Below are 22486 nucleotides of genomic sequence, written 5' to 3' on the forward strand. Positions count from 1 at the left end.
AAGGGGGAGGGGGCAGGCCCCGAGTGCGGCGTAGGTAGATGGTGACACAGACTGACTCACGCTGGCTGAGGTGCGAGGTACGAGCCTCGAAGCCGCGTGTGCGAAGATTGTTGCGGCTCACCAGCCGCCCGTCGCGACCTCACCCGGTCACCGCAGGGCCGCCCAACATCTGCTCCACGAGTTATCCGAGGTCTGTCTGCCGTGTCCGCGCCCGAGCCCACCACCACATATGACCTGACTGCCCCGCAGTTCGTCGCCCACGAGGGCGGCAAGGTCGAGGTACGGGCCACGAAGCCGCTGCGTGACCAGGACGACCTCTCGCTGCTCTACACGCCGGGTGTCGCGGATGTGTGCCTCGCGATCGAGCAGGACCCGTCGCTCTCGCGCAGCTACACCGCGCGCAACAACACGGTCGCCGTCATCTCCGACGGCACGGCAGTCCTGGGCCTGGGCGACATCGGTCCGCTGGCCGCGATGCCGGTGATGGAGGGCAAGGCGGTGCTCTTCAAGCACTTCGCCGGTGTCGACGCGATCCCGGTGTGTCTCGAGTCCGGCACGGTCGACGAGCTCTTCGACACCATCGTCCGGTTGGCGCCGAGCTTTGGTGGGATCAACCTCGAGGACATCTCGGCCCCGCGCTGCTTCGACCTCGAGCGTCGGCTGCGTGAGCGGCTGGACATCCCCGTCTTCCACGACGACCAGCACGGCACGGCGATCGTCGTGCTCGCCGGCATGATCAACGCCTGCCGCGTGCTGGGCCGTGAGATCTCCTCGCTGAGCGTCGTCGTCGCCGGCGCCGGTGCGGCCGGTGTCGCGGTCACCCAGCTGTTGCAGCTGGCCGGTGTCACCGATGTCGTCGTGTGCGACTCGCGTGGGGTCATCGGCAAGCACCGCAACGACCTGGTGGCGCACAAGGAGATGCTCGCGGCGACGACCAATGTCACGGGCAAGACCGGGACGATGGGCGACGCGCTCAAGGGCGCCGACGTCTACATCGGCGTCTCCGGTGGCACGGTGCCCGAGGAGCAGATCGCGGCGATGGCCGAGGGCCCGATGATCTTCGCCCTGGCCAACCCGACGCCCGAGGTGCACCCCGACATCGCGCACAAGTACGCATCGATCGTCGCCACCGGTCGCAGCGACTTCCCCAACCAGATCAACAACGTGCTGGCCTTCCCGGGGATCTTCCGCGGGGCGCTCGACGCCGGGGGAGTGCAGATCAGCGAGGAGATGAAGCTGGCCGCTGCCCGCGCCATCGCCGACCTCGTGGCGGAGCCGACCGTCGACTGCATCGTCCCGCCCGTCTTCCAGGAGGGCGTCTCCGAGGCGGTCGCTGCCGCCGTGGCTGCCCACGCCGGCTGACCTACGCTGGTCGAGGCGTGACGAGCGCTAGCGAGGAGCCTCGAGACCGAACCATCCGCGGCCGAGCCTCGAGACCACGACACGGTCAGCACCATGACCACCTGGCGCATCGCCGAAGGAGTCGCCTGGGTGGGTGACGCGGAGCGCGTCGCCCTCCTCGACACCCGACGTGGAGCCGACGCGGTCCCGATGCACGTCCGCGCGTGGTTTCGCAGCAGCTGACGCTCAGCCCGGACGTCGCCCGCTTCTGGGCGAACACGCACCACGTGACCTATCGCAGTCCCCAGCAGATCCTGTGGGTGCGCCTTCGCCGCGCGATCACGCGCTGCTCGGCCGAGCGGTCAGCTGCTGACAGCTCGGATGCCGGCGAGGATCTCGGCGGAGACCTCCGGGCGGCAGACGACTAGGTCCGGCAGGTACGGGTTCTCGTTGTTGTAGACGAGAGGGGATCCGTCGATGCGGCTGGTGTACAGGCCATGGCCATGGGCCACCACGACCGGCGCGGCCGAGTCCCACTCGTACTGGCCACCCGCGTGAACATAGGCATCGGCCTCGCCGTCGAGCACGGACATCGCCTTGACCCCAGCTGACCCCATGGGGACCAGCTCCGCGCCGAGGTGCTCCGCGAGTCGGGTGACGAACTCCGGTGGTCGACTTCGGCTCACGGCGAGGCGAAGGGGTGAGCCTGCCGCCCCTTTCGGCCCGTCCGTCGTCGCGGTCGACCAGGTCACGCCACGGCCCGGCCTGGCCACGGCGCCAGCGGTCAGCGCCCCGCGCTCCCACAGGGCGACGTGCACGGCCCAATCGTCGCGACCGAGCTCGCTGAACTCGCGGGTGCCGTCGAGCGGGTCGACGATCCAGACCCGCTCGGCCGTCAGGCGGGCGTGGTCGTCCGCGCCCTCCTCCGAGAGGACAGCATCGTCCGGCCGGAGCCTGGCCAGCTCTGTCATGAGGAACTCGTGGGATACGCGGTCGCCCAGGTCCTTCAGCGCTTTGCCGTCGAGGTCGGCGTGCTCGCTTCTCGTGGTGAGCAAGAGTTCCCCGGCGCGGGTGGCCAGGTCGGCAGCGGTGGTGTGGTCGTCGGTCACGATTAGTCCTTTCGGGACGTAGTGAGACGGCTGGCAGCGATCTGGAGGTCGTCGTCAGTCACATTGGCGAAGGGCGGAAGCCCGTTGGCGCGCCGCGCAACGCCCCAGAGAATGGGGCCAAGGACGAGCAGCGCCGCCCCGATGATTCCCACCCAGACCGGTGGCACTCCGAGGATTCCGAGCCCGGTGAGGGAGAGCACGACTGCGATGCCCCGACGGACCACTCCTTGCTGCACCCATGAGGCGAGGCGAGCGCCGAGGTAGGTGCCGGGGCTTCCGCCGATGATCAACGGGAGAAGCACGGACCAGTCGATGCCGGCGTAGAGGACGTGGCCGACCGCGGCAGCGAGAACGAGAGGTACGGCCTGCACGAGATCCGTGCCCACGAGCTTGTTGGGCGCCAGCCGGGGGTAGAGCATGAGCAGGGCGACCATGATGAGCGACCCGGAGCCGACGCTGGTAATCCCGACGAGCAGACCACCCAGTGCGCCGACGACGACAGTGGGGATGGCCCGGATGGAGATGTGTTCGTCTCTGTAGGGGTCCTTCCCCGTCGCGACATCCCGGATGGTGTGGCGCATGTTGAGCAGCGTGCGGAGCACGTACGTGCAGGCCGCCAGCAGCAGGGCGAAGCCGATGGCCGTCTTGACGAAGGCCTGCTGCTGCTCGGGAGTCCCCATCTGGTTGATGATCCAACCCCCGGCCGCGGCGGTCGGAACGGAGCCGATGACCAACAGGCCCGCAAGCTTCAGATTCGGAGCGCCATGCTTGAGGTGGGCCGCAGCACCTACCGACTTGTTGACCGCGGCTGCCACTAGATCGTTCGCCACAGCTACCGTTGGTGGGATGCCCAAGAAGATCAGGGCAGGCGTCATGAGAGCTCCACCGCCCATCCCGGTGAGTCCGATGACGATGCCGACGCCGAAGGCGACGAGTATCAGGGACGGGACATCGCCCATCAGATCATCCAGTCGGGCTGGTGCGGGTCGCTGATGTGGCCGCGCTCGCGCAGCAGGGTCACCACTTGGTCTCTTGCCTCCTCGACGGACATCGCCGAGGTGTCCAGGTTGAGCTCAGCATCATGGGGGGCCTCGTACGGGGCGCTGACGCCCGTGAAGTCCGTGATCTCGCCGGCCTGCGCCTTGGCGTACAACCCCTTGCGATCGCGCCGGGCGCACTCGTTCACCGGGGTGCTCACGTGGACAAGGACGAAGTCACCGCCACGATCGGCGGTCATCGCCCGCACGGCCTGACGAGTGGAGTCGTATGGCGCGATGGGGGAGCAGATGGCGATTCCGCCGTGGTACGCGATCTCGGCTGCGACCCACCCGATGCGCCGAATGTTGGTCTCGCGGTCCTGCGGGGAGAAACTCAAGCCGGCCGAGAGGTGTCGCCGGACGATATCGCCGTCGAGGATGGACACCGGGCGTCCGTCCTCCTCGAGGATGGTCTCGCGCACGGCCCGAGCCACCGTGGATTTGCCGGACCCGGAGAGACCGGTGAAGAACAGGACCAGGCCACCGGACCCGCCCGTGCCCTGCATGGTCTGCGTGCCGGGGAGGCTGGTGGTGTGCTCGTCGAGCCAAGCGACGGCGCCGGGTGCGTATGCCGAGACGACCTCGTCCTGCAGCTCGGGGTCGGCGGCCGCGATGCGCGGGTCCAAGGGGGCGGCGACGACGCGAGCGTCCGGCAGACCCTTGGCCACCTCGATGCTGCGCCGCAGCAACTTCACCCCACGGGTGTAAGGCGACATCGTCGGCCCGCACAGCACGAGCAGGAGCACGGGGCGACCGGCGCGGATGGCGCGGATCTCGGCTACGTCCTTGCGCAAAAGTCGGCGGTCGACGACGACCGTGAGGGCGTCATCACTCACCGATGACCGCACCTGGGCGGGGGAGAGGTAGAGCCGCTCGTAAGGCCGGGGCGAGGGACTGCCGAGCCACTCCGGCAGACCGTGGGCGCCCCCTTCGGTGATCTGGTCCGCGGCGAAGCGGGCGATCGGGACACCCTCCGGATCGACGATCTCGAGGCCGTCCACCTTGGCGGCAGCAACGGACGCGGGGTCGAGGGTCACGGCAGCGCGGCCGGGGATCGTGGCCATCACCCGCAGCCGCTCGAGAGCGTCGAGCTGGTCGAAGGGCGGGCAGAGCTGGTGCGGGCGGGTGGCGGGTCCAGTCACGCTGGCATTGTGACAGGTTCAGGCGGGGTCTCGGACACCTTGACGGTGTCCCAACTCCCGCACAGCGTCCGCGTGCACGGTGCGGACGGGTTAGGGTGAGCCGCGAACCTGTCCCCCCGCCGTGAGAGAGACGATGTCCACGCATGCCGACTACCGGCTGAGCCAGTTGGACCAGCTGGAAGCCGAATCCATCCACATCTTCCGCGAGGTCGCGGCCGAGTTCGAAAAGCCGGTGCTGATGTTCTCCGGCGGCAAAGACTCGATCGTGATGCTGCGCCTAGCCGAGAAGGCCTTCTACCCAGCCAAGATCCCCTTCCCTGTGCTGCAGGTCGACACGGGTTATGACTTCCCCGAGGTACTCGCCACGCGCGACTCTTGGGTCGAGCGGCTTGGGCTGAAGCTGCACGTGGCCTCCGTCGAGCAGGCGATCAAGGACGGCGTGGTCGTCGACGACGGCAAGACCCCCCGTAACCGGCTCCAGATCGGCACGCTGCTCAACGCCATCGAGACTCAGGGGTACACCGCCGCCTTCGGTGGCGGGCGCCGTGATGAAGAAAAGGCGCGCGCCAAGGAACGTGTTTTCTCCCACCGCGACGAGTTCGGCCAGTGGGACCCCAAGATGCAGCGGCCTGAGTTGTGGTCGCTGTACAACGGGCGCCTGCACGATGGTGAGCACATGCGCGTCTTCCCCCTGAGCAACTGGACCGAGCTGGACATCTGGGATTACATCGGTCGGGAGGGTATCGAGATCCCGACGATCTACTTCGCCCACCAGCGCAGGGTCTTTGAGCGGGGAGGAATGCTCTTCACGGAGAGCGAGTACAACCCGTGCCGCGAAGGTGAGACCGTCACGGAGCGTCAGGTTCGCTTCCGCACCGTCGGTGACCTGACGCTCACCGGCTGCCTGGAGTCCGGGGCCAACACCGTGGATAGGATCATCGACGAGGTCGCGGCCTCGCGAGTCACCGAGCGCGGCGCGACCCGAGGCGACGACAAGTTTTCCGAGGCTGCGATGGAAGATCGCAAGAAGCTGGGGTACTTCTGATGGAAGAGCGTCGTATGGATCTCCTGCGGTTCGCCACGGCCGGCTCGGTCGATGACGGCAAGTCGACCCTCATCGGCCGCTTGCTGCTCGACAGCAAGTCGATCTTTGAGGACCAGTTTGAGTCGGTGGAGAGGACGAGCCAGGAAAAGGGCTACGACTACACCGACCTGGCTCTCCTGACGGATGGGTTGCGCTCAGAGCGTGAGCAGGGCATCACTATCGACGTGGCGTACCGGTACTTCGCTACGCCGAAGCGCAAGTTCATCATCGCGGACACCCCTGGCCACGTGGAGTACACGCGCAACATGGTGACGGGCGCGTCGACCGCGGATCTCGGACTCGTCCTAGTGGATGCACGTCAGGGCCTCACCGAGCAGTCTCGTCGGCACGCGGTGCTGCTCTCCCTGCTGCGGGTCCCGCACTTGGTGCTCGCGGTGAACAAGATGGACCTCGTCGACTTTTCCGAAGAGGTCTTCACCCGGATCAACGAAGAGTTCACCGCTTTCGCGACCAAGTTGAACATCCCTGACCTGACGGTCATCCCCATCTCGGCGCTGCAGGGCGACAACGTGGTCAACCGCAGCGACAACATGCCGTGGTATGAGGGCTCGAGCCTGCTGCACCACCTGGAGCACGTGCACATCGCTTCCGACCGCGCCTTGCGTGACGTGCGATTCCCCGTGCAGTACGTCATCCGGCCCAAGTCCGACGAGTTCCACGACTACCGTGGGTACGCGGGCCAGGTGGCTGGCGGGGTCCTCAAGCCGGGCGACGAGATAGTTGTCCTTCCGAGCGGGATGACGAGCACTATCAAGGCCATCGATCTCCATGACCAGCAACTGGACGAGGCGTATCCGCCCATGTCCGTGACCGTGCGCCTCTCGGATGACGTCGATGTCAGTCGTGGCGACATGATTGCGCGCGTAAACAACCAGCCAGAGCCCGTCCAAGACATCGACGCGATGATTGCGTGGATGTCGACGAAGCCGCTGCGACCTAAGCAGAAGCTTGCGATCAAGCACACGACGAGGTCTGCGCGCGCATTGGTCAGGGACGTTAAGTATCGGTTAGACGTCAATTCGCTGCACCGCGACACCGATGCGGGCGAATTGCTCCTCAACGAGATCGGCCGTGTGCAGTTGCGCGTGACCCAGCCGCTGCTGGTCGACTCGTATGAGCAGAACCGAACGACAGGGTCTTTCGTTCTCATCGACGAGGCGACCGGAGTCACCGTCGGTGCCGGGATGCTCAATTGACTGCCGCCGCATATATTCCCTTCTCGAAGCCTGACATTACTGAGCGGGAAGTCGCGGCCGTTAGCCGCGTCCTGCGGTCCGGTTGGCTAACTACCGGCGCCGAGGCAACATCTTTCGAGTCCGAATTCGCTCATTCCATCTCAATGTCTGACAAAGATGTCTTGGCGGTGAATAGCGCCACAGCTGGCCTGCATTTGGCGGTCGAGGCGCTGGGGATCGGGCCTGGCGACGAAGTGATTTTACCGACCTGGACGTTCACTGCGACGGCTGAAGTGGTGGAATATGTCGGTGCCGATGTGGTCCTTTGCGATGTCGATTCGCGCACGCTCAATGTCAGCGCCGATAAAATAGAAGCGTGCATAACAGAGCGCACCCGAGCGATTATGGTAGTGCATTTTGCAGGCCTCTCGGCAGACATGGCCGATATCCATGCACTTGCCAAGCGTTACAAACTCCTCGTCATTGAAGATGCTGCGCACGCATTTCCGGCCAAGCACATAGATGGACGACCTGTGGGTGACTGTGGTCAGTCCGATGCCGTGGTCTTTAGCTTTTATGCCAACAAGACGATGACTACAGGTGAAGGTGGAATGCTGGTCGTCAAAGATGCAGAAATAGCAAGGCGGGCAAGGATTATGAGACTGCACGGCATCGATAGGGATGTTTTTGATCGATATCGTAGTAGCCGACCTTCATGGAAATATGATGTGGTCAGTGCGGGCTTTAAGTACAACCTTACTGACATGGCTGCGGCGTGCGGCCGAGTCCAGCTGGAACGAGCCCAGTCGATGAGAGACCGGCGGGGAGCCATCGCGCAGAGATATAGCAGGGAGATAAAAAGCGATTACGTATCGGGTCTCCAATTAAAGGATGAAGAGGTGGAGGGTAGTGCTTGGCATCTCTTCCCAGTGGTCGTCAATTCGGGTCGGCGAGACGAATTTATCAGCCATCTATCGTCGCTGGGGATTGGTGCGAGCGTCCACTTCATCCCGTTGCACTCTATGAGCCACTGGCGAAGGAGTTCCTCAGCCTTTCCGTCAGCAAATGCAAGGGCTGCTGAGATCGCTTCTATTCCTTTGTACTCAACGATGACCGACCACGAGGTGACCAGGGTGATTGAAGCGGTGAATGCGTTTGCATAACAGCGATGATCCGTTTCCCCGGTGGCTGGATCTTGCGCTAGTTGGGATCCTTGGCTGCTTGACCTTCCCGCTAGTACTTTTGGCGGCTGTCGCCATTCGAGCAATGTCAGGTAAGGACGTCCTATTTCGTCAACAGCGATTGGGGCGTAATGGGGCACCGTTTACCCTATTGAAGTTTCGAACCATGGAAGTCGCAGAATGCGCGGGGCAGGCTCTGCAAGTAACCTCTTCCGACGATATGCGAATCACAGCAGTTGGGCGGCTTCTCCGCGCTACTAAGGTAGATGAGCTGCCCCAGTTGTGGAACGTTGCTAGAGGAGACATGAGCGTCGTTGGTCCACGGCCAGAGGTCGCGAAGTATGCGGTTTATTGGACCGAGCAACAGCGGGCATCAATTTTGAGCGTTAAGCCTGGGATCACTGACCCCGTTGCCATCTTGTTCCGAAATGAGCAAGACCTTATCGCCCGGTCAGGTGGGGGAGAGGACTTCTATATCTCGACGATCCTGCCAGCGAAGGCTGCTATGTACGTTCAAGTGCAAGCCGAGCGCAGCGCGATGAAGGACGCGTGTGTAATTATCGCCACGGCTGGGAAATTAATAAATTTGCCCGTGGACTCATGGGTGACGCGCGCCTACGGGCTCCTCAAGGTGGAAGCAATGGGACCGAACTGCGAAGATATTGACCGCAGAGGAGACACGGATCTTTAGCTTTATCGATAGTAGGGTTTGACATATGCGTAGTAGGCCAGTGTGTGTGGCCTGTCACGATGTTCTTGGACAATGGCCCCTTCCAAAGTGAGGGATCTACCGAATTGAGATCAGCAGTGACTGCATCACATAGACGGTTCAGCCCGGATCCGTAAGTTGTTGTGTGGCCCGGGAGCGTCGGGTGTGGCTGAGCCTTGATCGCCCTTGAGGTGGCTCCGGTGGAATGGCAGCCCAGCTCCTCCGGGGCGCCTTGGCTGCTGATTGAGATGTGCGTGCTGGTCGCGTTTACGGATCCGCCAGAGAGGAGTCCTTCGGGCCGACGATGAAGTCGAGTCACCGAAGGAGTTCGAGATGGAAGCACCAGTAGTTCGAGGTTGGGCTGGCGTCGACGTCGGCAAGGGACACACACTGGGCCATCAGCACCGCCAACTCGGCATCGGAACGTGCCGTACCGACATGTTCCAGCACCACGTCGCGCCCAGCGCGACGCTCAGATCTGCACCTACGTGCTCCCCGATCGCCCTGGAGATTTGCTAGCGGACATGCCAACCTCCTTGTAGGCGGACACGGACTTTCCTGCTGACGGACAGTTGATCTCCCTGTCCATGGCTATGGGATCGGGCCGTGTCGGTCCCGACGTAAGCGACCCTCCGGGGATGTGCTCGAGGTCTTCTACCACCACGAGCGGGTTCCACCGGAGGGACGCATGAAGAAGTCTGACAGGGAGATCATGGAAATTCTGGAGGCGTTCGACGCCACACAGAGCGCGCATTCGGCTGCAGGTCTGGCGGGGGTGGACCCCAAGACGGTGCGTCGGTATGTCGCTGCCCGTGACGAGGGCCGCCCGGTCACGGGGCCGGGCCGTCGTCCGCGGATGCTGGATGAGCACATGGGCAAGATCGAGGAGTGGGTCGAGCGCGGCAACGGCAAGGTCCGCGCCGACGTGATCCACGGCCGACTGGTCGCGATGGGGTTCGCCGGGACCGAGCGGACTACCCGGCGGGCGGTCGCGCAGGTCAAGGCGGCGTGGCGGGCCGGGCACCGGCGTGCCTACCGGCCGTGGATCACCGAGCCGGGGTTGTGGCTCCAGTTCGACTGGGGCGAGGGCCCACGGGTGCCGGGCCCGGACGGGCGGCCGCGGCGAACGTGGCTGTTTTGCGCCTGGCTGGCATGGTCACGTTTCCGGGTGGTGATCCCGGTGTGGGACCAGACGTTGCCGACGCTGACCGCGTGCCTGGACGCTGCGCTGCGTCGCCTGGGCGGGGTGCCCAGCTACATCTTGACCGACTACGCCAAGACGGTCAGCGTCGAGCACGTCGCGGGTGTGGCGGTGCGTCATCCGCAGATCGTGGCGGTCGCCCGCCACTACGGCAGTCAGGTGCACACGTGCGTGCCCTATGACCCGGAGTCCAAGGGCGGGACGGAGTCCACGGTCCGGTTGGCCAAGGCCGACGTGGTGCCCACCGAGGCGAATCTGCGCGCCGAGTATGCCTTCTTCGGCGAGCTGGAGGCGGCGTGTGAGGAGTTCATGACCAAGGTCAACACCCGGATCCACCGCGAGTCCGCGCGGATACCGGCCGAGGCACTGATCGACGAGCGTGCTCGGTTGCACGTGCTGCCGACCGCGCCGCACACGATGGCGCTGGGCGTCACCCGCAGCGTGGGCACCGATCAGACCGTGCGGTTCGGGTCGGTGCGCTACTCCACCCCGCCGGGACTGGCCGAGGCGCAGGTGTGGGTGCGGGTCGCGGGGACCGAGCTGGTGATCGTCGCCGACCTGGACGCGCTGCCGCTCGTCCCGGACTGGGCCACCGATCGTCGTGGGCTGGTCGAGGTCGCCCGTCACCGGCTGTCGACGCCGGGCAACCCGCGCATCGACCTGTCGCACTACCCGGACCACCCGCAGCAGCCCGACGGGGCGCCCCGACCGCCGAAACCACGAGCCCGCAACACCGCGGAGGATGAGTTCTTCGCACTGGGGCAGGGCGCGAGCGACTGGCTGATCGAGGCCGCCGCGGCCGGGACGGTGCGCATCCGCGCGAAGATGGCCGATGCCGTGCAGCTGGCCGCCCTGCTCGGCCGCGAGGACGTGGACGCCGCGCTGGGCGTGGCAGCGGCCGCCGGCCGCTTGGGCGAGGCGACCTGGCCGCCATCGTCGACCACCGAGATCAAGTGGCACGAGTCAGGCCTGACGATCGAGTTCACCGCGCTGGCCATCAGCCGCGAGATCCAAAACCGCACCGGACTGGCCATCCGCAACGTCCTGCGTCAGCTGCGGCCACTGCGCTCAGCCACCGTCGCGATCAACGGCTCCTAGCAGACCCCTCCCACCGCACGTTCCCAGCAGCAGCAGGCCATCCTCGACGCTATCCGCCACGGCAATGTCAGGCACTAGGCCGAATGGCCGAAGTCAGGCCAGATTCAGGGTGAGATTGCTTCGGTTCCGGTCTGCACGCGTAAGCGACTGCTCGAGCGGTCTGCCCTCCACCAAGCAAGGCTCTGAAATAGAGTCGACAACAAGAGCGCGTACAGCGCTCCGGCGAGACCAGCAACGAGGGCCCCTAGGAGGGGAACTACCGCTGCCACAACCGAAGTGGTCACTCGGACTCGAAACAAGGCCCGAGGCGGGAGTAGCATTCTCCCGCGGTTCAGATAGATTTGCCAAAAGGCATTGAGAGCGACAACTAGGCTCGCAACAACCGCGTAGCTAGATACATTCACAAGAGTTGCTTCCGGGGGCGCGTATCTAGAAGCTGCCTTCAACCCCGCGACAACCAAGAGCGCTATGGACGAAAAAAGCGAAATCTGCACAACGCCGCCCCAACGGCTGTGCAGCCTACTAACGGGAATCCGCCCTAGTTGGGACCGCATAGGTGTCACTACTGACCGCAAAGGCGCTGCAAGATTGCCAACCGCTCGGTAGACTCCGAAGGAACTCACGCCCAAGATCGGCATCAGCATCAGAGGTCCGAGCGAGTTCGCTGAAATTCCCATTGCACTATCGAACGCCATTGACCGAATTTCCAACTTCATGAGCTTGAACCAAAGCCCGCACGACGCTGCCCCCCAAAGCGCCCGAGTCCTCCAGAGAGCGTGCAGGAACATGAGACCATAACTCGCCGCGGCCACAGCGCAGATCTTAGCGATGGTCAGCCCGAAAATGCTAGTGCCGATAAGGCCGAGCAAAATCACGAAAAAGCCAATCAAGTCACTCTTAAGCGCTGCTCCCACCATCTCGACTAGCATGATTCGCTGTGCATTCCATAAAACAAAAGTTGCAGGATATAAAGATATTGCCAGAATCGTGGGCCAAGGCGTTCCAGGACCAGACAGGATAAGCGAAAATAGACCTGCTGCGAAGCCGCCGAGGCAACTCAAGAATAGATAGACAAGACTAGCGGATGAGTAGTGCTTCTGTTGTAGGTCTCGCCCAGCTCTAAGAAAGGGGTCAATGCTCAAGGCGAATGCCAAGGCCGTGAAGATCGAACCGATCAGTGCGATAGCCGAAAAGACTCCAAAGAGTCCTGGTTTCAGCGCTACCAGGGCGACCAATTGGGGTGCAAGGAGATTCGCAGAGTTGGCAGCCACCGCAAAGATCGAAAACCTATTCAAGGCTTGAACCATCCCTTGCGGGTCCCAACGATCTCCAGACCGCGCATTGCTGGTTGCCACAGCCGGGGCAGCGTTCCAGCCGGGCTTGATTGAACTCGTATCGCTTTTCCGGAATGAACATGGAGGGCACGATTCCCGGCCACTACATGCGGCGCGGAAGGGGGGCGATCAGACGCCCCAATTCCGAGCTTCTGCAGGGCTCTCACAAGCTGATGGGGGTCTTTAACAAACGACTCGTACGACATCGTGAGATATCTGGGGCCCAGGTCCCGAAAATTCGCCGCGCTATCGTTTGCTCGGATCCAGCCGATGGCGCCTCTACCGACATCAAAGTTACGACGAACTGCCCCAGTCTTAATGCCCTTCGCCAATTGGCTGTTCTTGCCCTTGTAGAGACTCGCCCCTACAGCAGTGGGATGGCGAACAAGGTGAACAACGATCATTTGCTCACCGAGCACAGAGAACTGCCGTAATAATGAGAGGCGTCTTTGACCTCCACTAGTCTTGCTTGAGTCAATAAGCGTCGGAGCGCCTGTCACCGACCCGTATTCTTCGAAAACCAAATGCCACAAACGCGACCATTCGGCATGGCCGGAATTCCCGAACTCCGCTGAGCGAGTGATCGCAGATGCCGTCTCAACGTCCGTTCCAAAAGTCTCCAATGCCTTTTGTGTGACGGGGCCCCACACTGGGCATTGTGGGAGTGGCTTCCCGCAACTGCACGTGCCGTCGGTTGCGTACTCGTCGAAGAGACGCCAGAGTTCGCCTCCGCCAGACGAGCACAGCTCACGTCCGATGTAGGCGTCGAGGATTGTCGATCCGCTTCTTCCATATCCGGCGACATAAACCAAACGTGTCACTGGGTTACTCCAACCTGCTCAAGTATCGCGTTCCATTGATTGATGATCACGTGATCAGAGAAGCGTGTCTCCGCTAAGCGCCGACCTTCCACGCTGTGAGTTTCCAGAAGTAACGGGTCGTCGAGATATCGAAACATTGCGGTAGCCAGAGAATCAGCATCACCAATCGGCACGAGCAGACCGTTTCGGTGTTGATCGATGAGTTCACGACACCCCGGTGCGTCCGTCGTAATGACAGGGCGACCGACAGAGAGTGCCTCTAAGCCTGACCTTGGGATGCCTTCAGAATATGAAGGCAGGACAAACACGTGAGCTTGGCGTAGTTCCCCAAGAACGTCGCTCGTTAAGCCTCCATAGGAAACTGGGCCGCTGCAAAACGCGTCAAACCAAGATTCATCAGGTGAATCCGGGTGGCTAGGCTCGTACCACCCGATAGCCCGAAACTGGACATGGTGATGGGCGGCTGCAACTATGCGACAAGCACGATCAAACTCCCTAATGCCCTTCGAATTCAGGATTCGACCCACGAAGATAAATCGCAGGGGCAGTGGAGGCAGTGGTTCCATCTGCCAAGTCTCTGTCGGAACCCCGGAGCCATTCACAATATGGGTCTCTTGCCGCCTACGTAGAATTCTCCATTGGCGGAAGTCGTTACGATTGTCCTCGTTCTGGAAAACGATGTGATCAGCCGTATTTAGTGCCAACCTGAGTAGGGGGGCCATTGCGAGTGCCGCCGGGGAACGCAAGCCGTTCTTAAACACTGATCCGACGCCGGTAATGGTAGGAACATAAGTCGAATTTGTTAAAGCGGCAGCGATGCCGCTCGCGACTACGGCTTTTGGGCCGAAGGCGAGCACTAAATCGGGCCTGATACCGTGCATTTCGCGTGCTAGGGCCGCGGTCGCTCGCAGGAGCGAAAGAATTGACTTGCTGGTACGTTCGAGCGGTATGTCGATGAGATCGACATTACTGTCGTTGAGTTGTGCTCTAGTGTTTGCAGTGGTGTTGGGAGCAGCAGCCACAATATGGTGACCTGTGCTGATGAGTTCTTGGATCAAAGCAGCCCGGAAGGTGGTGAATCCCCGCTCGTGGCCATCGACCATAAGTATAGTTCTGGGGCTCAACTCGCAAGTTCCTTCTCGAATCGAATCATGGTCCGGCCCTTTCGGGTCGTGAATTGCTCAGTTTGACGATAGCCGTTCTTTGTGTAGAAATGGATGGCCCGGCTGTTGTTCGATTTGTCAGTTGTTAGGAAAATTCCCCGAAAGTCGTGTTCGATAGCGATGGATGCTTCCCATGCTTTGAGTAGTGTTGTTCCTGCTGCTGAGAGGTGAGGCGCATCCACAGCGATGGAGGCGAGGAGAATGTATGTCGGCGGCTTGCTGACAGTTTCTTCGGTTCTGCCGAAAAACGCGGACGTGAGTAGGTGGGCAACTGCTGTGGGGTGGCGCAGAAGTATCCTTAGTCCGTGGTAAGCCCATTTATGAAACCGTCGTACCAGTAATCGCATGTAGAATGCACGGGAGTCAGGGTAACCGATTGCGAACCCAACCAACGCGCCCCTGTCCCAGAGACCAATTCCATGGCTGGAGGAGTCGTGAATTGCGGACTTGTAGTAGTCAGCTAGAAATTCCGGGCCCAATGAAGTTAGGAAGAACCCCGGAAACGCGTTCGTGTGAATTTTGGCCATACGGAGTGAGTCGTCTGCGTTGAGCTGTCGTGTGTTCAATTTGTCTCCTGATCTCGAGCCGGCCACAGCAGTGCGGCAACACACCAAACGGTAGGGACTAAGTCGAAGTTTTGCACTAGGCCTTGAATCGAAACGGCTGCAAGGGCAATTGCCGCCGGTGACCGCATCGGGAGTTGCTTCATTACAAGGCGGACTGTTTGCCACAATAATGGCAGGGCGAACAGTGCCGTAATGATACCTCCAGCGAGAAGGAGGGACAGATACGAGTTGTGAGTGCTAAGGGGGCCAGAGGTCGTGCTCAAGTAACGATTACCCGTCCCAAGGAAGAGCGAATCTCGGATGGCATTCCATGATTGTGTGTAGATCTCAGTGCGACCGGACAGGTCGCCCAGTAATTGCCTTGCCGACTCAAGCAAGTCTGTCACGGCTGGGGAAAGAAGTGATCCTGTCAATAGTCCGATGACGCCCGTGTACAACACCAATGGCAACCAAGTTCGGACTCCTCTAATGCTTAGTAGAACCACGATTGGAAAGAGGATCAGTCCCTGTGCCGAACCGGTGTAGTACGTTACTATTGCGCCGCATGTTAGGAGAACTAGTGAAGCTAGAGGCCTTGTGCTTGTAAGAGCCAAGGCGAATGGTAGAAGTATTACTATGGCCAGGACAAGTCGATTGGGATTTCCTGAAAGGCCAGCGAACCTATAGTCCGTGGCTATCGCGAACGGAACGGAACTGATCAGGAAGACGATGCCGAATACTCCGAGGTAGCGACAAACAAGCTGACGATCGTGTGCTGCGACTGCAAGTGCGAAAGCTACGCAAACCACTGCGGTTAAGGGGTCGGCTAACGATGCGAGAGTGGATGCTTCAGCCTTGGAGGGGACAGCAAGTCTTACTGCGTATGCCATTCCGAATACAATTATTGGCCAGGCGTCCTTGGGGAGACGAGCTGGGCGAATGCCGAATGCAGCTATAAGCGTCGAAGGTAGTGCCAAGGCTATGACCGCTGTCGTCGCCGCGAACAGGGGGGCTATAACTGCTAACGAAAGTGCTGCGGCCGAGACGTGTTCAAGGGTTGAGTGCCTCGTGCGGTCGTTGAAGGAGCCTCGAACTGGCCCCTGTGGTGCGGGTGTTTTGCTACTCAGTTTCGGCATCATCACTGCGCGCAAGGGGTGGGGTTGATGTGTTGTCTGTTGAACCAGCGCTCAATGTGCATTGCTGTAGTGATTGTCTTCTCGCGAGTGATTTTTCATCCACTCGGCCGCATTGTCAGGCGACCCGTGCTGTGTGCTTGACACGTAATCTGCGCTTATGCTTGGGACGAGGACGCTATTGACGAGGTTGTGGTCAGTTCGGCGGATTGTCTCGCCAGGAGTAAAGAGTTCCTCTGACATTTTTTCTCCGGGCCGCAGCCCAGTGTAGATGATCTCGATATCGTTGCGTCCGGACAATTCGATGAGCGTTGTGGCGATGTTCTGGATCTTGGCGGGCTTGCCCATGTCGAGCACCATAACCTCACCGTCACGGCCGATTGCAGCAGCTTGTAGGACGAGCTGGCAGGCCTCGGGAATGAGCATGAAATATCGCTCGACGTCCGGGTGAGTCACGGTGATGGGGCCGCCCTGCTCGATCTGTGCGGTGAACGCCGTGATGACCGAGCCGCGCGAGCCAAGTACATTGCCAAACCGGACGCTCACGTAAGTGTGCTTGTCCTTGTCTGCGAAGTCGGCTGTCAGACGTTCGGTCACGCGCTTGCTATATCCCAACACGCACGACGGGTTGGCAGCCTTGTCGGTAGACACGTTGACGAAGGTCTTGACCTGGATGTGTTGAGCGGCGCCGAGCACATTGAGCGTCCCGAGGACATTGGTCTTCCACGCCTCCTCTGGGTACATCTCGAGCAGGGGCAGGTGCTTGAGGGCGGCAGCGTGGAAGACGACGTCTGGCTGATGGTGTTCAAACACCTCGATCATCCGCTGTCGGTCCCGGATGTCGGCGAGCACGATGTCGTCGGAGTCGAGTAGGCCCTGACCTGTGACCGAGAGTTCGGTGCCGTGCAGCGCGGACTCGTCACGGTCGAGCATGATTAGGCGCTTGGGCCCGAACTTGTGGATCTGACGGCACAGCTCAGAGCCGATAGATCCGCCTGCACCCGTTACGAGAACCGTGCGTCCCGAGATGGTGTTGGCGATGGCCGATGCGTCGAGCTCGATGGGGCGACGGCCGAGGAAATCGGCAAGGTCGAGTGAGCGCAGGTCTCCGCCAGCGACCTGGCCCAGTAGCTCGCTCGTACGCGGCAGGATGAGGGTTTCGAGGTCGGCTTCGATAGCCGCGTCCTTGAGATGCGTGACGAGCTCGGGGTTAGCGCTCGGTACGGCGATCGCGAGGGTTGTAGCCTTGGTCTCGAGCGCCACCGACAGGATGTCACGGGAGGTGCCGAGCACGCGCACACCGTCGATTCGTATCTTGCGCTTGCTCCGGTCGTCGTCGAGGAGCCCCACGGCCCGCATTTCGGACGAGGTGTCGCGCACGATGGCGCGGACGAGCTGCCTTCCCCCTTCGCCGGCGCCGAAGACCAGGACCCGTGAGTCCGTAGTGGTCGCGTTGAGACGACGGCTGCGGCTGCGGCTGGCGCGCAGCACGAACCGAGCGCCAAACATGCCTAGTAGGGCCATGGCGCCGACCGTTAGGGGGAGAGACCGGGGGCCTAGGTCGTAAGGGAGGAGGATCGAGACGAGAAGCAACGGTACGGCCCAGAGTGCGACAGTCCGCGCGATGTCGACGATCTCCTCGTAGGAGCCGCGCAAGTGGTCCACGGCATATGGGCCGGTGAGCGTGCCGATGACCAGGTGGCCGGCACCGGCGATGACGGTCAGCCAGGCCACCGGTTGAGATAATGCCAGGTCCAGGTTGAAGTCATAACGGAGTAGGGCTGCTAAAAGAACCGCGACGACGACGACCAGGACGTCGACGCCGACCCATGACCAACGGTTGAACTGCGTGCTCTGCTCTCTTGTGCTGTCCGTCCCCTTCACTTGCGTCCACTCCTGACAAGGTTGCGCCGTCTACCCCGATTGCGCGCTGATCGCGATGTTGGGTGCGTCTCGGGTTTGTAGTACCCGTAGTAGCTCGCGCCGTAGCCGCCCGCTGACTTGTGGCCTACCCGGTTGAGCACGAGACCGAGCAGGGTGTTGTTCACGGCGCTGAGTGCCTCGAGCGTGGCGCTCAACTGTTCCTTGTGCACGATCGTCGTACCGACGAGCACGATGACACCGTCGACCTTTGTGCTGAGTACGACGGCATCGGTGACGGGCAGGACTGGTGGGGTATCGATGAGGACGTAGTCAAAGCGCACTGCAAGCCGCGCGAGGACGAGGCTCATCGCCTCAGAGGCCAGCAGCTCGCTGGGGTTGGGGGGGATAGCACCAGCGCCAATCACCTCGAGGCGGTCGCTGCCGTAGGGCTGGAGCACGTCGTCGAGGTCCGCCCGATCGATGAGCACGTCAGTCAGGCCCGCACTACCCTCCAAGCCCAAGTAGTCCAGCAGACGCGGCCGGCGTAGGTCGCCCTCGATGAGGCAGACGCTGGAGCCGGAGTTGGCCAGAGTGAGCGCGAGGTTGGCGATCGTCGTGGACTTGCCCTCGCCGGGGATGGAGGAGGTGAGCAGGATCGTCTTGGGGTGGTTCGCCGCATCTACGAACATCAGGTTGGTGCGTACGGCTCGGAATGCTTCCGCGCGCGGCGAGGACGGGTCCGACTCGACGATGAGCGGCTCCTTGCCGGCCCGTGGGTCGAAGTGGACTGCGCCGATGACCGGCTCCTCAGTGATCTCCTCGACGTCGTCGTCCGTGCGCACCGTCGTGTCGAGCATGTGGCGCACCAGGGCGAGCCCAAAGCCGAGGAGGAGCCCCAGCACCAGACCGAGAGCAAGGTTGCGCACCGGTACCGGGCTGGTGGGGGTCCCGTTCGTGGTTGCGGGCTCCACGAGGGAGACCTTGATCGGGGAGGTTCCCTTCGACCCGTCAGGCCGCTCCACCTCGGAGACAACCTCGGGGAAGGTCTCGCCGATGGCCGTCGCGATCCGCTGCGCACGGTCGGGCGACGAATCCGTCACCGAGACCTCGAGAAGCACTGTGTCCGGGGGAGTCGTGACGCTGATCTTGCCCGCGAGGCCAGAAACCGTTGAGTCGTCGCCCAACTGCTCGATGACCGGGTTGAGTGCGCGGGGGGTCTTCAGGAGTTGCGCGTAGGACTTCACCCGCTGCTGGGTGAAGGTGCTGCCCTGCTGAAGTGCCGCGGTGTCCGTGCCCGACACGGAGACGAAGAACTGTGTGCTCGACGTGTACTGCTTCGTCTGCACGGCGGAGAGCAGGGCTGCGAGCCCTAGCACCACGAGAGCCGTGACGACGATGGTGACCCACCGTTTCCTGAGAATCCTCAAGTAGTCCTGCAGCTCCACGCCGTACCTTTCGCGAGTCTCCATCAGACTTATGCCCCCGAGAGTCTCCCACAGCCGAGGGCTCAGGCAGTATGTAGCCATGAGCGTAGGGATCTTGACCGTGTGCACCGGCAACATTTGCCGCTCGCCATATGCGCAGCTCGCGCTACAACATGGGCTCGATAAGGTGCGGCCAGGGGTCTTCGAGGTCAGCAGCGCCGGGACCCACGCGCTCATCGGTAACCCCGTCGATCCGTCCAGCGCCCAGATCCTTACGGCGCGAGGGATCTCTTCGGGGGAGTTCGCAGCTCGTCAGATCTCCGAGCGGATCCTGGGGGAGATCGACTTCGTGCTCCCGCTAGAGGTGACGCATCGCAAGGCGGTTCTCAGTTATTCGCCTCGGCACCTCAAGCGGGCGTTCACGCTGAAGGAGTTCGCGCGTTTGCTCGACGCGGCCGACGAGCGGGAATCGTGGACCACGCGACTCGCCGGGCTCCCCTCCGTGGAGGAGCGGTGGGCGGCACTCCCGGCGCACCTAGCTCGTGAGCGCGGGTTGACCCGCGTCCCGGATGGCGCTGATGACATCGCTGACCCCTATCGGCAGTCGCAAGAGGTCTTCGACCGCATGGCAGCCGAGGTGGATGAGGCGATCGAGCGGATCGTGGCCTTCGAGGCGCAGTTCAACTGAGCAGATCGAGCAGGTACTGGCCGTAGCCGCTCTTGACGAGGGGCTCGGCGCGTTGACGCAGGCCGTCGTCGTCGATGAAGCCCATGTTCCAGGAGACCTCTTCGGGGCAGCCGATCTTCAGCCCTTGCCGGCTCTCGAGGGTGCGCACGTAGTTGCTCGCGTCGTTGAGCGAGGCAAAGGTGCCGGTGTCCAGCCACGCAGTGCCGCGGGGGAGAACCTCGACGTGCATCCTGCCTTCGTCCAGATAGGTGCGGTTGAGGTCGGTGATCTCCAGCTCACCTCGGGCTGAGGGATGTAGGGCTCGTGCCCGCTCGACGACGGACTCGTCGTAGAAGTAGAGGCCGGGCACGGCGAAGCGGCTGCGTGGCTTGGCCGGCTTCTCCTCGAGAGTTAGGGCCCTCCCTTCGTCATCGAAGTCGACGACGCCATAGTCCTGCGGATTGACCACCTGGTACCCGAAGATGGCCGCCCCGTCGATCGCCGCGAAGCGCCGCAGCTGCGTGCCCAGACCCGGCCCATAGAAGATGTTGTCGCCGAGCACCAGCGCCGCCGGCCCTCCATCGAGATGGTCCTCACCGATGACGAAGGCCTGGGCCAGCCCGTCGGGACTCGGCTGCTGCGCATAGGTGATCGAGATCCCGAACTGGCTCCCGTCACCCAGCAGCCGGACGAACTGGTCCGCGTCCTGCGGCGTCGTGATGACGAGAACGTCGCGGATGCCCGCGAGCATGAGTGTGCTCAGCGGGTAGTAGATCATCGGCTTGTCGTAGACAGGCACGAGCTGCTTGGAGATGCCCAAGGTGATCGGATGCAAGCGGGATCCAGTTCCCCCCGCGAGGATGATGCCGCGCATGACCACAGGCTAGTGCGCGCCGCTAGTCTGCGGCCATGGCACGCCCTCGTGCATCTACCCTCATGCCTTTCGTCCTTGCCCTCGTGCTCCTGCTCGTCGTCGGGTTGCTGTGGACCGTGGTGCTCAGGGACTTCCGCGGAGCTCAGGCGGTGGACGCCGGGCCGGCGTCACCTTCACCGACCTCGTCAACGACGGAGGGTCCCGCCCCGGAGCCGGGGTGGACGATGGCGGAGGTCCGGGATGCGATCGCCCCGAGTGACTCGCGCACGCTGGTGCTCGGGGACTCCACCGGCGACGGCTACGACGAGTGGGTCCACCTCTGGGCGAAGGCGGACGGGCTGCCGATCGCGACCTGGCGCGCTGAGGCCGAGTCCGGCTACGAGTCGGAGTCGCCCGAGACGCGCGTGTGGTCCGGATCCGCCCCGGACGCAACGGCCGCCTACCCCGTGGAGCACTCGGACGAGATCTGGCCGTCGGTCGACCCGGACCTCGTCATGCTGAGCTACGGGCATGCGCAGGAGTCGCCGGACGAGGCGACCGAGCAACTCGAGGCGCTGCGTGCCGACATCGCCAACCGCGTGGAGCAAGCACCCATCGTCGTGATCCTCCAGAACCCTGCAGCCCATGACGCGGACGCCGACATGCGCGAGGCCATCGCGGCCTGGGCCGAGGAGGCGGGCCTGCCGACCATCGACATCGCGGAGGCTTTCGAGGACTCCGCCATGGGAGAGGCCGACCTGCGGCTGGACTCCTTCCACCCGTCTGGAGCCGGGTCGCAGCTGTGGGCCGAGACCGTGGGAGAGGCGATCGGCTGATGGACCTTCGTATCGAGACCACCCCGATCCCCGGGCTGCTGGTGGTACGCCGCCCCGTCCACCATGATGCGCGTGGCTGGTTCACCGAGGCGTGGCAGCGGGAAAAGATGACGGCCCTCGGGCTACCGGACTTCGGCCCGATCCAGCACAACGTCTCCCACAACGCGATGCGCGGCTCGACGCGGGGTGTGCACGGTGAGCCGTGGGACAAGTTCGTCACGGTCCTGCACGGTCGGGTCTTCGGGGCATGGGTGGATCTGCGGACCGGTGAGAGTTTCGGCGCGACGTACTCGATCGAGATCGACGAGAGCATCGCTGTCTTCGTGCCGCGGGGAGTGGGCAACTCCTACCAGGCGCTCGTTGACGAGACCGTCTACTCCTATCTCGTCAACGAGCACTGGCGCCCTGACCTCGTCTATCCCGCGCTCGCCCTCGACGACCCGACGGTCGCCATCGACTGGCCGATCCCGTTGTCGCAGAGCGAGATCAGCGACAAGGACAAGGCCAACCCGATGCTCGCGGAGGTCACTCCCTTCGCTCCACGTCCTGTGCTGGTGCTCGGGGGCAGCGGGCAGGTGGGCCGGGCTCTGCTGCAACTCCTGCCGGGCGCGGTGGCGCCTACGCGCGGTGAGCTCGACCTCGGCGATCCGGATGCGGTGAAGGCCTATGACTTCAGCGGGCACGACCTCGTGATCAATGCCGCTGCGATGACCGCCGTGGATGCCGCGGAGACGCCCGCAGGGAGCCGT

At 62.8% G+C, this 22486-nt stretch carries 18 protein-coding genes and 1 pseudogene; 10 read left to right on the forward strand and 9 right to left on the reverse strand.

What is annotated here, in order from left to right:
• Positions 1–201: 201 nt before the first annotated feature.
• Positions 202–1362 (forward strand): NAD(P)-dependent malic enzyme, encoded by a 1161-nt coding sequence (locus JLI01S_RS03065; RefSeq protein ID WP_157074799.1) that lies wholly within the window; start codon positions 202–204, stop codon positions 1360–1362.
• Positions 1363–1455: 93 nt separating this feature from the next.
• Positions 1456–1584: a hypothetical protein gene (locus JLI01S_RS17615; RefSeq protein ID WP_281177446.1), complete on the forward strand. Its 129-nt coding sequence runs from the start codon at positions 1456–1458 to the stop codon at positions 1582–1584.
• Between the two features lie 119 nt (positions 1585–1703).
• Here JLI01S_RS17615 and JLI01S_RS03070 read toward each other — a convergent pair whose 3' ends face one another.
• The 3 genes from JLI01S_RS03070 to cysC are packed head-to-tail and all read right to left on the reverse strand — an operon-like array spanning position 1704 to position 4629.
• Entirely contained in the window at positions 1704–2450 is a 747-nt protein-coding gene (locus JLI01S_RS03070) for a 3'(2'),5'-bisphosphate nucleotidase CysQ (RefSeq protein WP_068259767.1), read from the reverse strand.
• 2 nt (positions 2451–2452) lie between these two features.
• Positions 2453–3409, reverse strand: coding sequence for a sulfite exporter TauE/SafE family protein (locus tag JLI01S_RS03075; protein WP_068259769.1), 957 nt, complete (start codon positions 3407–3409; stop codon positions 2453–2455).
• Positions 3409–4629, reverse strand: coding sequence for an adenylyl-sulfate kinase (cysC, locus tag JLI01S_RS17335; RefSeq protein ID WP_068259773.1), 1221 nt, complete (start codon positions 4627–4629; stop codon positions 3409–3411). The genes JLI01S_RS03075 and cysC overlap by 1 nt, the downstream gene beginning before the upstream one ends.
• Positions 4630–4762: 133 nt before the next feature.
• On the opposite strand from cysC, the gene cysD reads away from it, so the two are divergent.
• From cysD to istA, 5 genes and pseudogenes are all read left to right on the forward strand, one after another.
• Entirely contained in the window at positions 4763–5674 is a 912-nt protein-coding gene (gene cysD / locus JLI01S_RS03085) for a sulfate adenylyltransferase subunit CysD (RefSeq protein WP_068259776.1), read from the forward strand.
• A complete protein-coding gene (locus tag JLI01S_RS03090) occupies positions 5674–6930 on the forward strand; it encodes a sulfate adenylyltransferase subunit 1 (RefSeq protein ID WP_068259779.1) in 1257 nt (418 codons plus the stop codon). The genes cysD and JLI01S_RS03090 overlap by 1 nt, the downstream gene beginning before the upstream one ends.
• Positions 6927–8072 carry a DegT/DnrJ/EryC1/StrS family aminotransferase gene (locus JLI01S_RS16560; RefSeq protein ID WP_084349148.1) on the forward strand — a complete coding sequence of 382 codons (1146 nt, stop codon included), beginning with the start codon at positions 6927–6929 and terminating at the stop codon, positions 8070–8072. The genes JLI01S_RS03090 and JLI01S_RS16560 overlap by 4 nt, the downstream gene beginning before the upstream one ends.
• Complete coding sequence (locus JLI01S_RS17685; RefSeq protein WP_084349149.1) at positions 8059–8781, forward strand: sugar transferase; 723 nt, start codon at positions 8059–8061, stop codon at positions 8779–8781. The genes JLI01S_RS16560 and JLI01S_RS17685 overlap by 14 nt, the downstream gene beginning before the upstream one ends.
• Positions 8782–9487: 706 nt before the next feature.
• A pseudogene (gene istA / locus JLI01S_RS17780) lies at positions 9488–11095 on the forward strand (IS21 family transposase); the annotation flags it as partial.
• A gap of 2154 nt (positions 11096–13249) precedes the next feature.
• Here istA and JLI01S_RS16570 read toward each other — a convergent pair.
• Genes JLI01S_RS16570 through JLI01S_RS03105 form a run of 5 tightly spaced genes read right to left on the reverse strand, consistent with a single transcriptional unit; the run spans position 13250 to position 19426 of the window.
• Complete coding sequence (locus tag JLI01S_RS16570; protein ID WP_084349150.1) at positions 13250–14356, reverse strand: glycosyltransferase family 4 protein; 1107 nt, start codon at positions 14354–14356, stop codon at positions 13250–13252.
• Positions 14357–14373: 17 nt separating this feature from the next.
• The gene (locus JLI01S_RS17690; protein ID WP_369407365.1) at positions 14374–14943 is read right to left on the reverse strand and encodes a GNAT family N-acetyltransferase; all 570 of its coding nucleotides are present in this window, start codon (positions 14941–14943) and stop codon (positions 14374–14376) included.
• Between the two features lie 35 nt (positions 14944–14978).
• Positions 14979–16100: an O-antigen ligase family protein gene (locus JLI01S_RS17695; protein WP_084349151.1), complete on the reverse strand. Its 1122-nt coding sequence runs from the start codon at positions 16098–16100 to the stop codon at positions 14979–14981.
• A 48-nt stretch (positions 16101–16148) separates the two neighbouring features.
• Positions 16149–17978, reverse strand: coding sequence for a nucleoside-diphosphate sugar epimerase/dehydratase (locus JLI01S_RS03100; RefSeq protein WP_068259782.1), 1830 nt, complete (start codon positions 17976–17978; stop codon positions 16149–16151).
• On the reverse strand, positions 17975–19426 hold the full coding sequence (locus JLI01S_RS03105; protein ID WP_245634509.1) for a tyrosine-protein kinase domain-containing protein: 1452 nt from the start codon (positions 19424–19426) through the stop codon (positions 17975–17977). The genes JLI01S_RS03100 and JLI01S_RS03105 overlap by 4 nt, the downstream gene beginning before the upstream one ends.
• A gap of 76 nt (positions 19427–19502) precedes the next feature.
• Here JLI01S_RS03105 and JLI01S_RS03110 point away from each other — a divergent pair, with 76 nt between their 5' ends.
• A complete protein-coding gene (locus tag JLI01S_RS03110) occupies positions 19503–20069 on the forward strand; it encodes an arsenate reductase/protein-tyrosine-phosphatase family protein (RefSeq protein ID WP_169797279.1) in 567 nt (188 codons plus the stop codon).
• Here JLI01S_RS03110 and rfbA read toward each other — a convergent pair.
• Positions 20062–20922: a glucose-1-phosphate thymidylyltransferase RfbA gene (gene rfbA / locus JLI01S_RS03115; protein WP_068259792.1), complete on the reverse strand. Its 861-nt coding sequence runs from the start codon at positions 20920–20922 to the stop codon at positions 20062–20064. The genes JLI01S_RS03110 and rfbA overlap by 8 nt on opposite strands.
• A 35-nt stretch (positions 20923–20957) precedes the next feature.
• On the opposite strand from rfbA, the gene JLI01S_RS03120 reads away from it, so the two are divergent.
• Both JLI01S_RS03120 and JLI01S_RS03125 read left to right on the forward strand, forming a co-directional pair.
• On the forward strand, positions 20958–21737 hold the full coding sequence (locus JLI01S_RS03120) for an SGNH/GDSL hydrolase family protein (protein ID WP_084349153.1): 780 nt from the start codon (positions 20958–20960) through the stop codon (positions 21735–21737).
• Positions 21737–22486 (forward strand): dTDP-4-dehydrorhamnose 3,5-epimerase family protein (locus JLI01S_RS03125; protein ID WP_157074801.1); only part of this gene is annotated, 750 nt, incomplete at its 3' end. The genes JLI01S_RS03120 and JLI01S_RS03125, both read left to right, overlap by 1 nt.

Source organism: Janibacter limosus NBRC 16128, assembly GCF_001570985.1.
Taxonomy (GTDB): domain Bacteria; phylum Actinomycetota; class Actinomycetes; order Actinomycetales; family Dermatophilaceae; genus Janibacter; species Janibacter limosus.

Excerpts from the sequence above, each read along its gene's own strand:
- JLI01S_RS17615 (WP_281177446.1), top strand. The coding sequence starts at position 1,456 with ATGACCACCTGGCGCATCGCCGAAGGAGTCGCCTGGGTGGGTGACGCG.
- JLI01S_RS03075 (WP_068259769.1), bottom strand. The coding sequence starts at position 3,409 with ATGGGCGATGTCCCGTCCCTGATACTCGTCGCCTTCGGCGTCGGCATC.
- cysD (WP_068259776.1), top strand. The coding sequence starts at position 4,763 with ATGTCCACGCATGCCGACTACCGGCTGAGCCAGTTGGACCAGCTGGAA.
- JLI01S_RS03090 (WP_068259779.1), top strand. The coding sequence starts at position 5,674 with ATGGAAGAGCGTCGTATGGATCTCCTGCGGTTCGCCACGGCCGGCTCG.
- JLI01S_RS17685 (WP_084349149.1), top strand. The coding sequence starts at position 8,059 with ATGCGTTTGCATAACAGCGATGATCCGTTTCCCCGGTGGCTGGATCTT.
- JLI01S_RS16570 (WP_084349150.1), bottom strand. The coding sequence starts at position 14,356 with ATGGTCGATGGCCACGAGCGGGGATTCACCACCTTCCGGGCTGCTTTG.
- JLI01S_RS17690 (WP_369407365.1), bottom strand. The coding sequence starts at position 14,943 with ATGGCCAAAATTCACACGAACGCGTTTCCGGGGTTCTTCCTAACTTCA.
- JLI01S_RS17695 (WP_084349151.1), bottom strand. The coding sequence starts at position 16,100 with ATGATGCCGAAACTGAGTAGCAAAACACCCGCACCACAGGGGCCAGTT.
- JLI01S_RS03105 (WP_245634509.1), bottom strand. The coding sequence starts at position 19,426 with ATGGAGACTCGCGAAAGGTACGGCGTGGAGCTGCAGGACTACTTGAGG.
- rfbA (WP_068259792.1), bottom strand. The coding sequence starts at position 20,922 with ATGCGCGGCATCATCCTCGCGGGGGGAACTGGATCCCGCTTGCATCCG.
- JLI01S_RS03120 (WP_084349153.1), top strand. The coding sequence starts at position 20,958 with ATGGCACGCCCTCGTGCATCTACCCTCATGCCTTTCGTCCTTGCCCTC.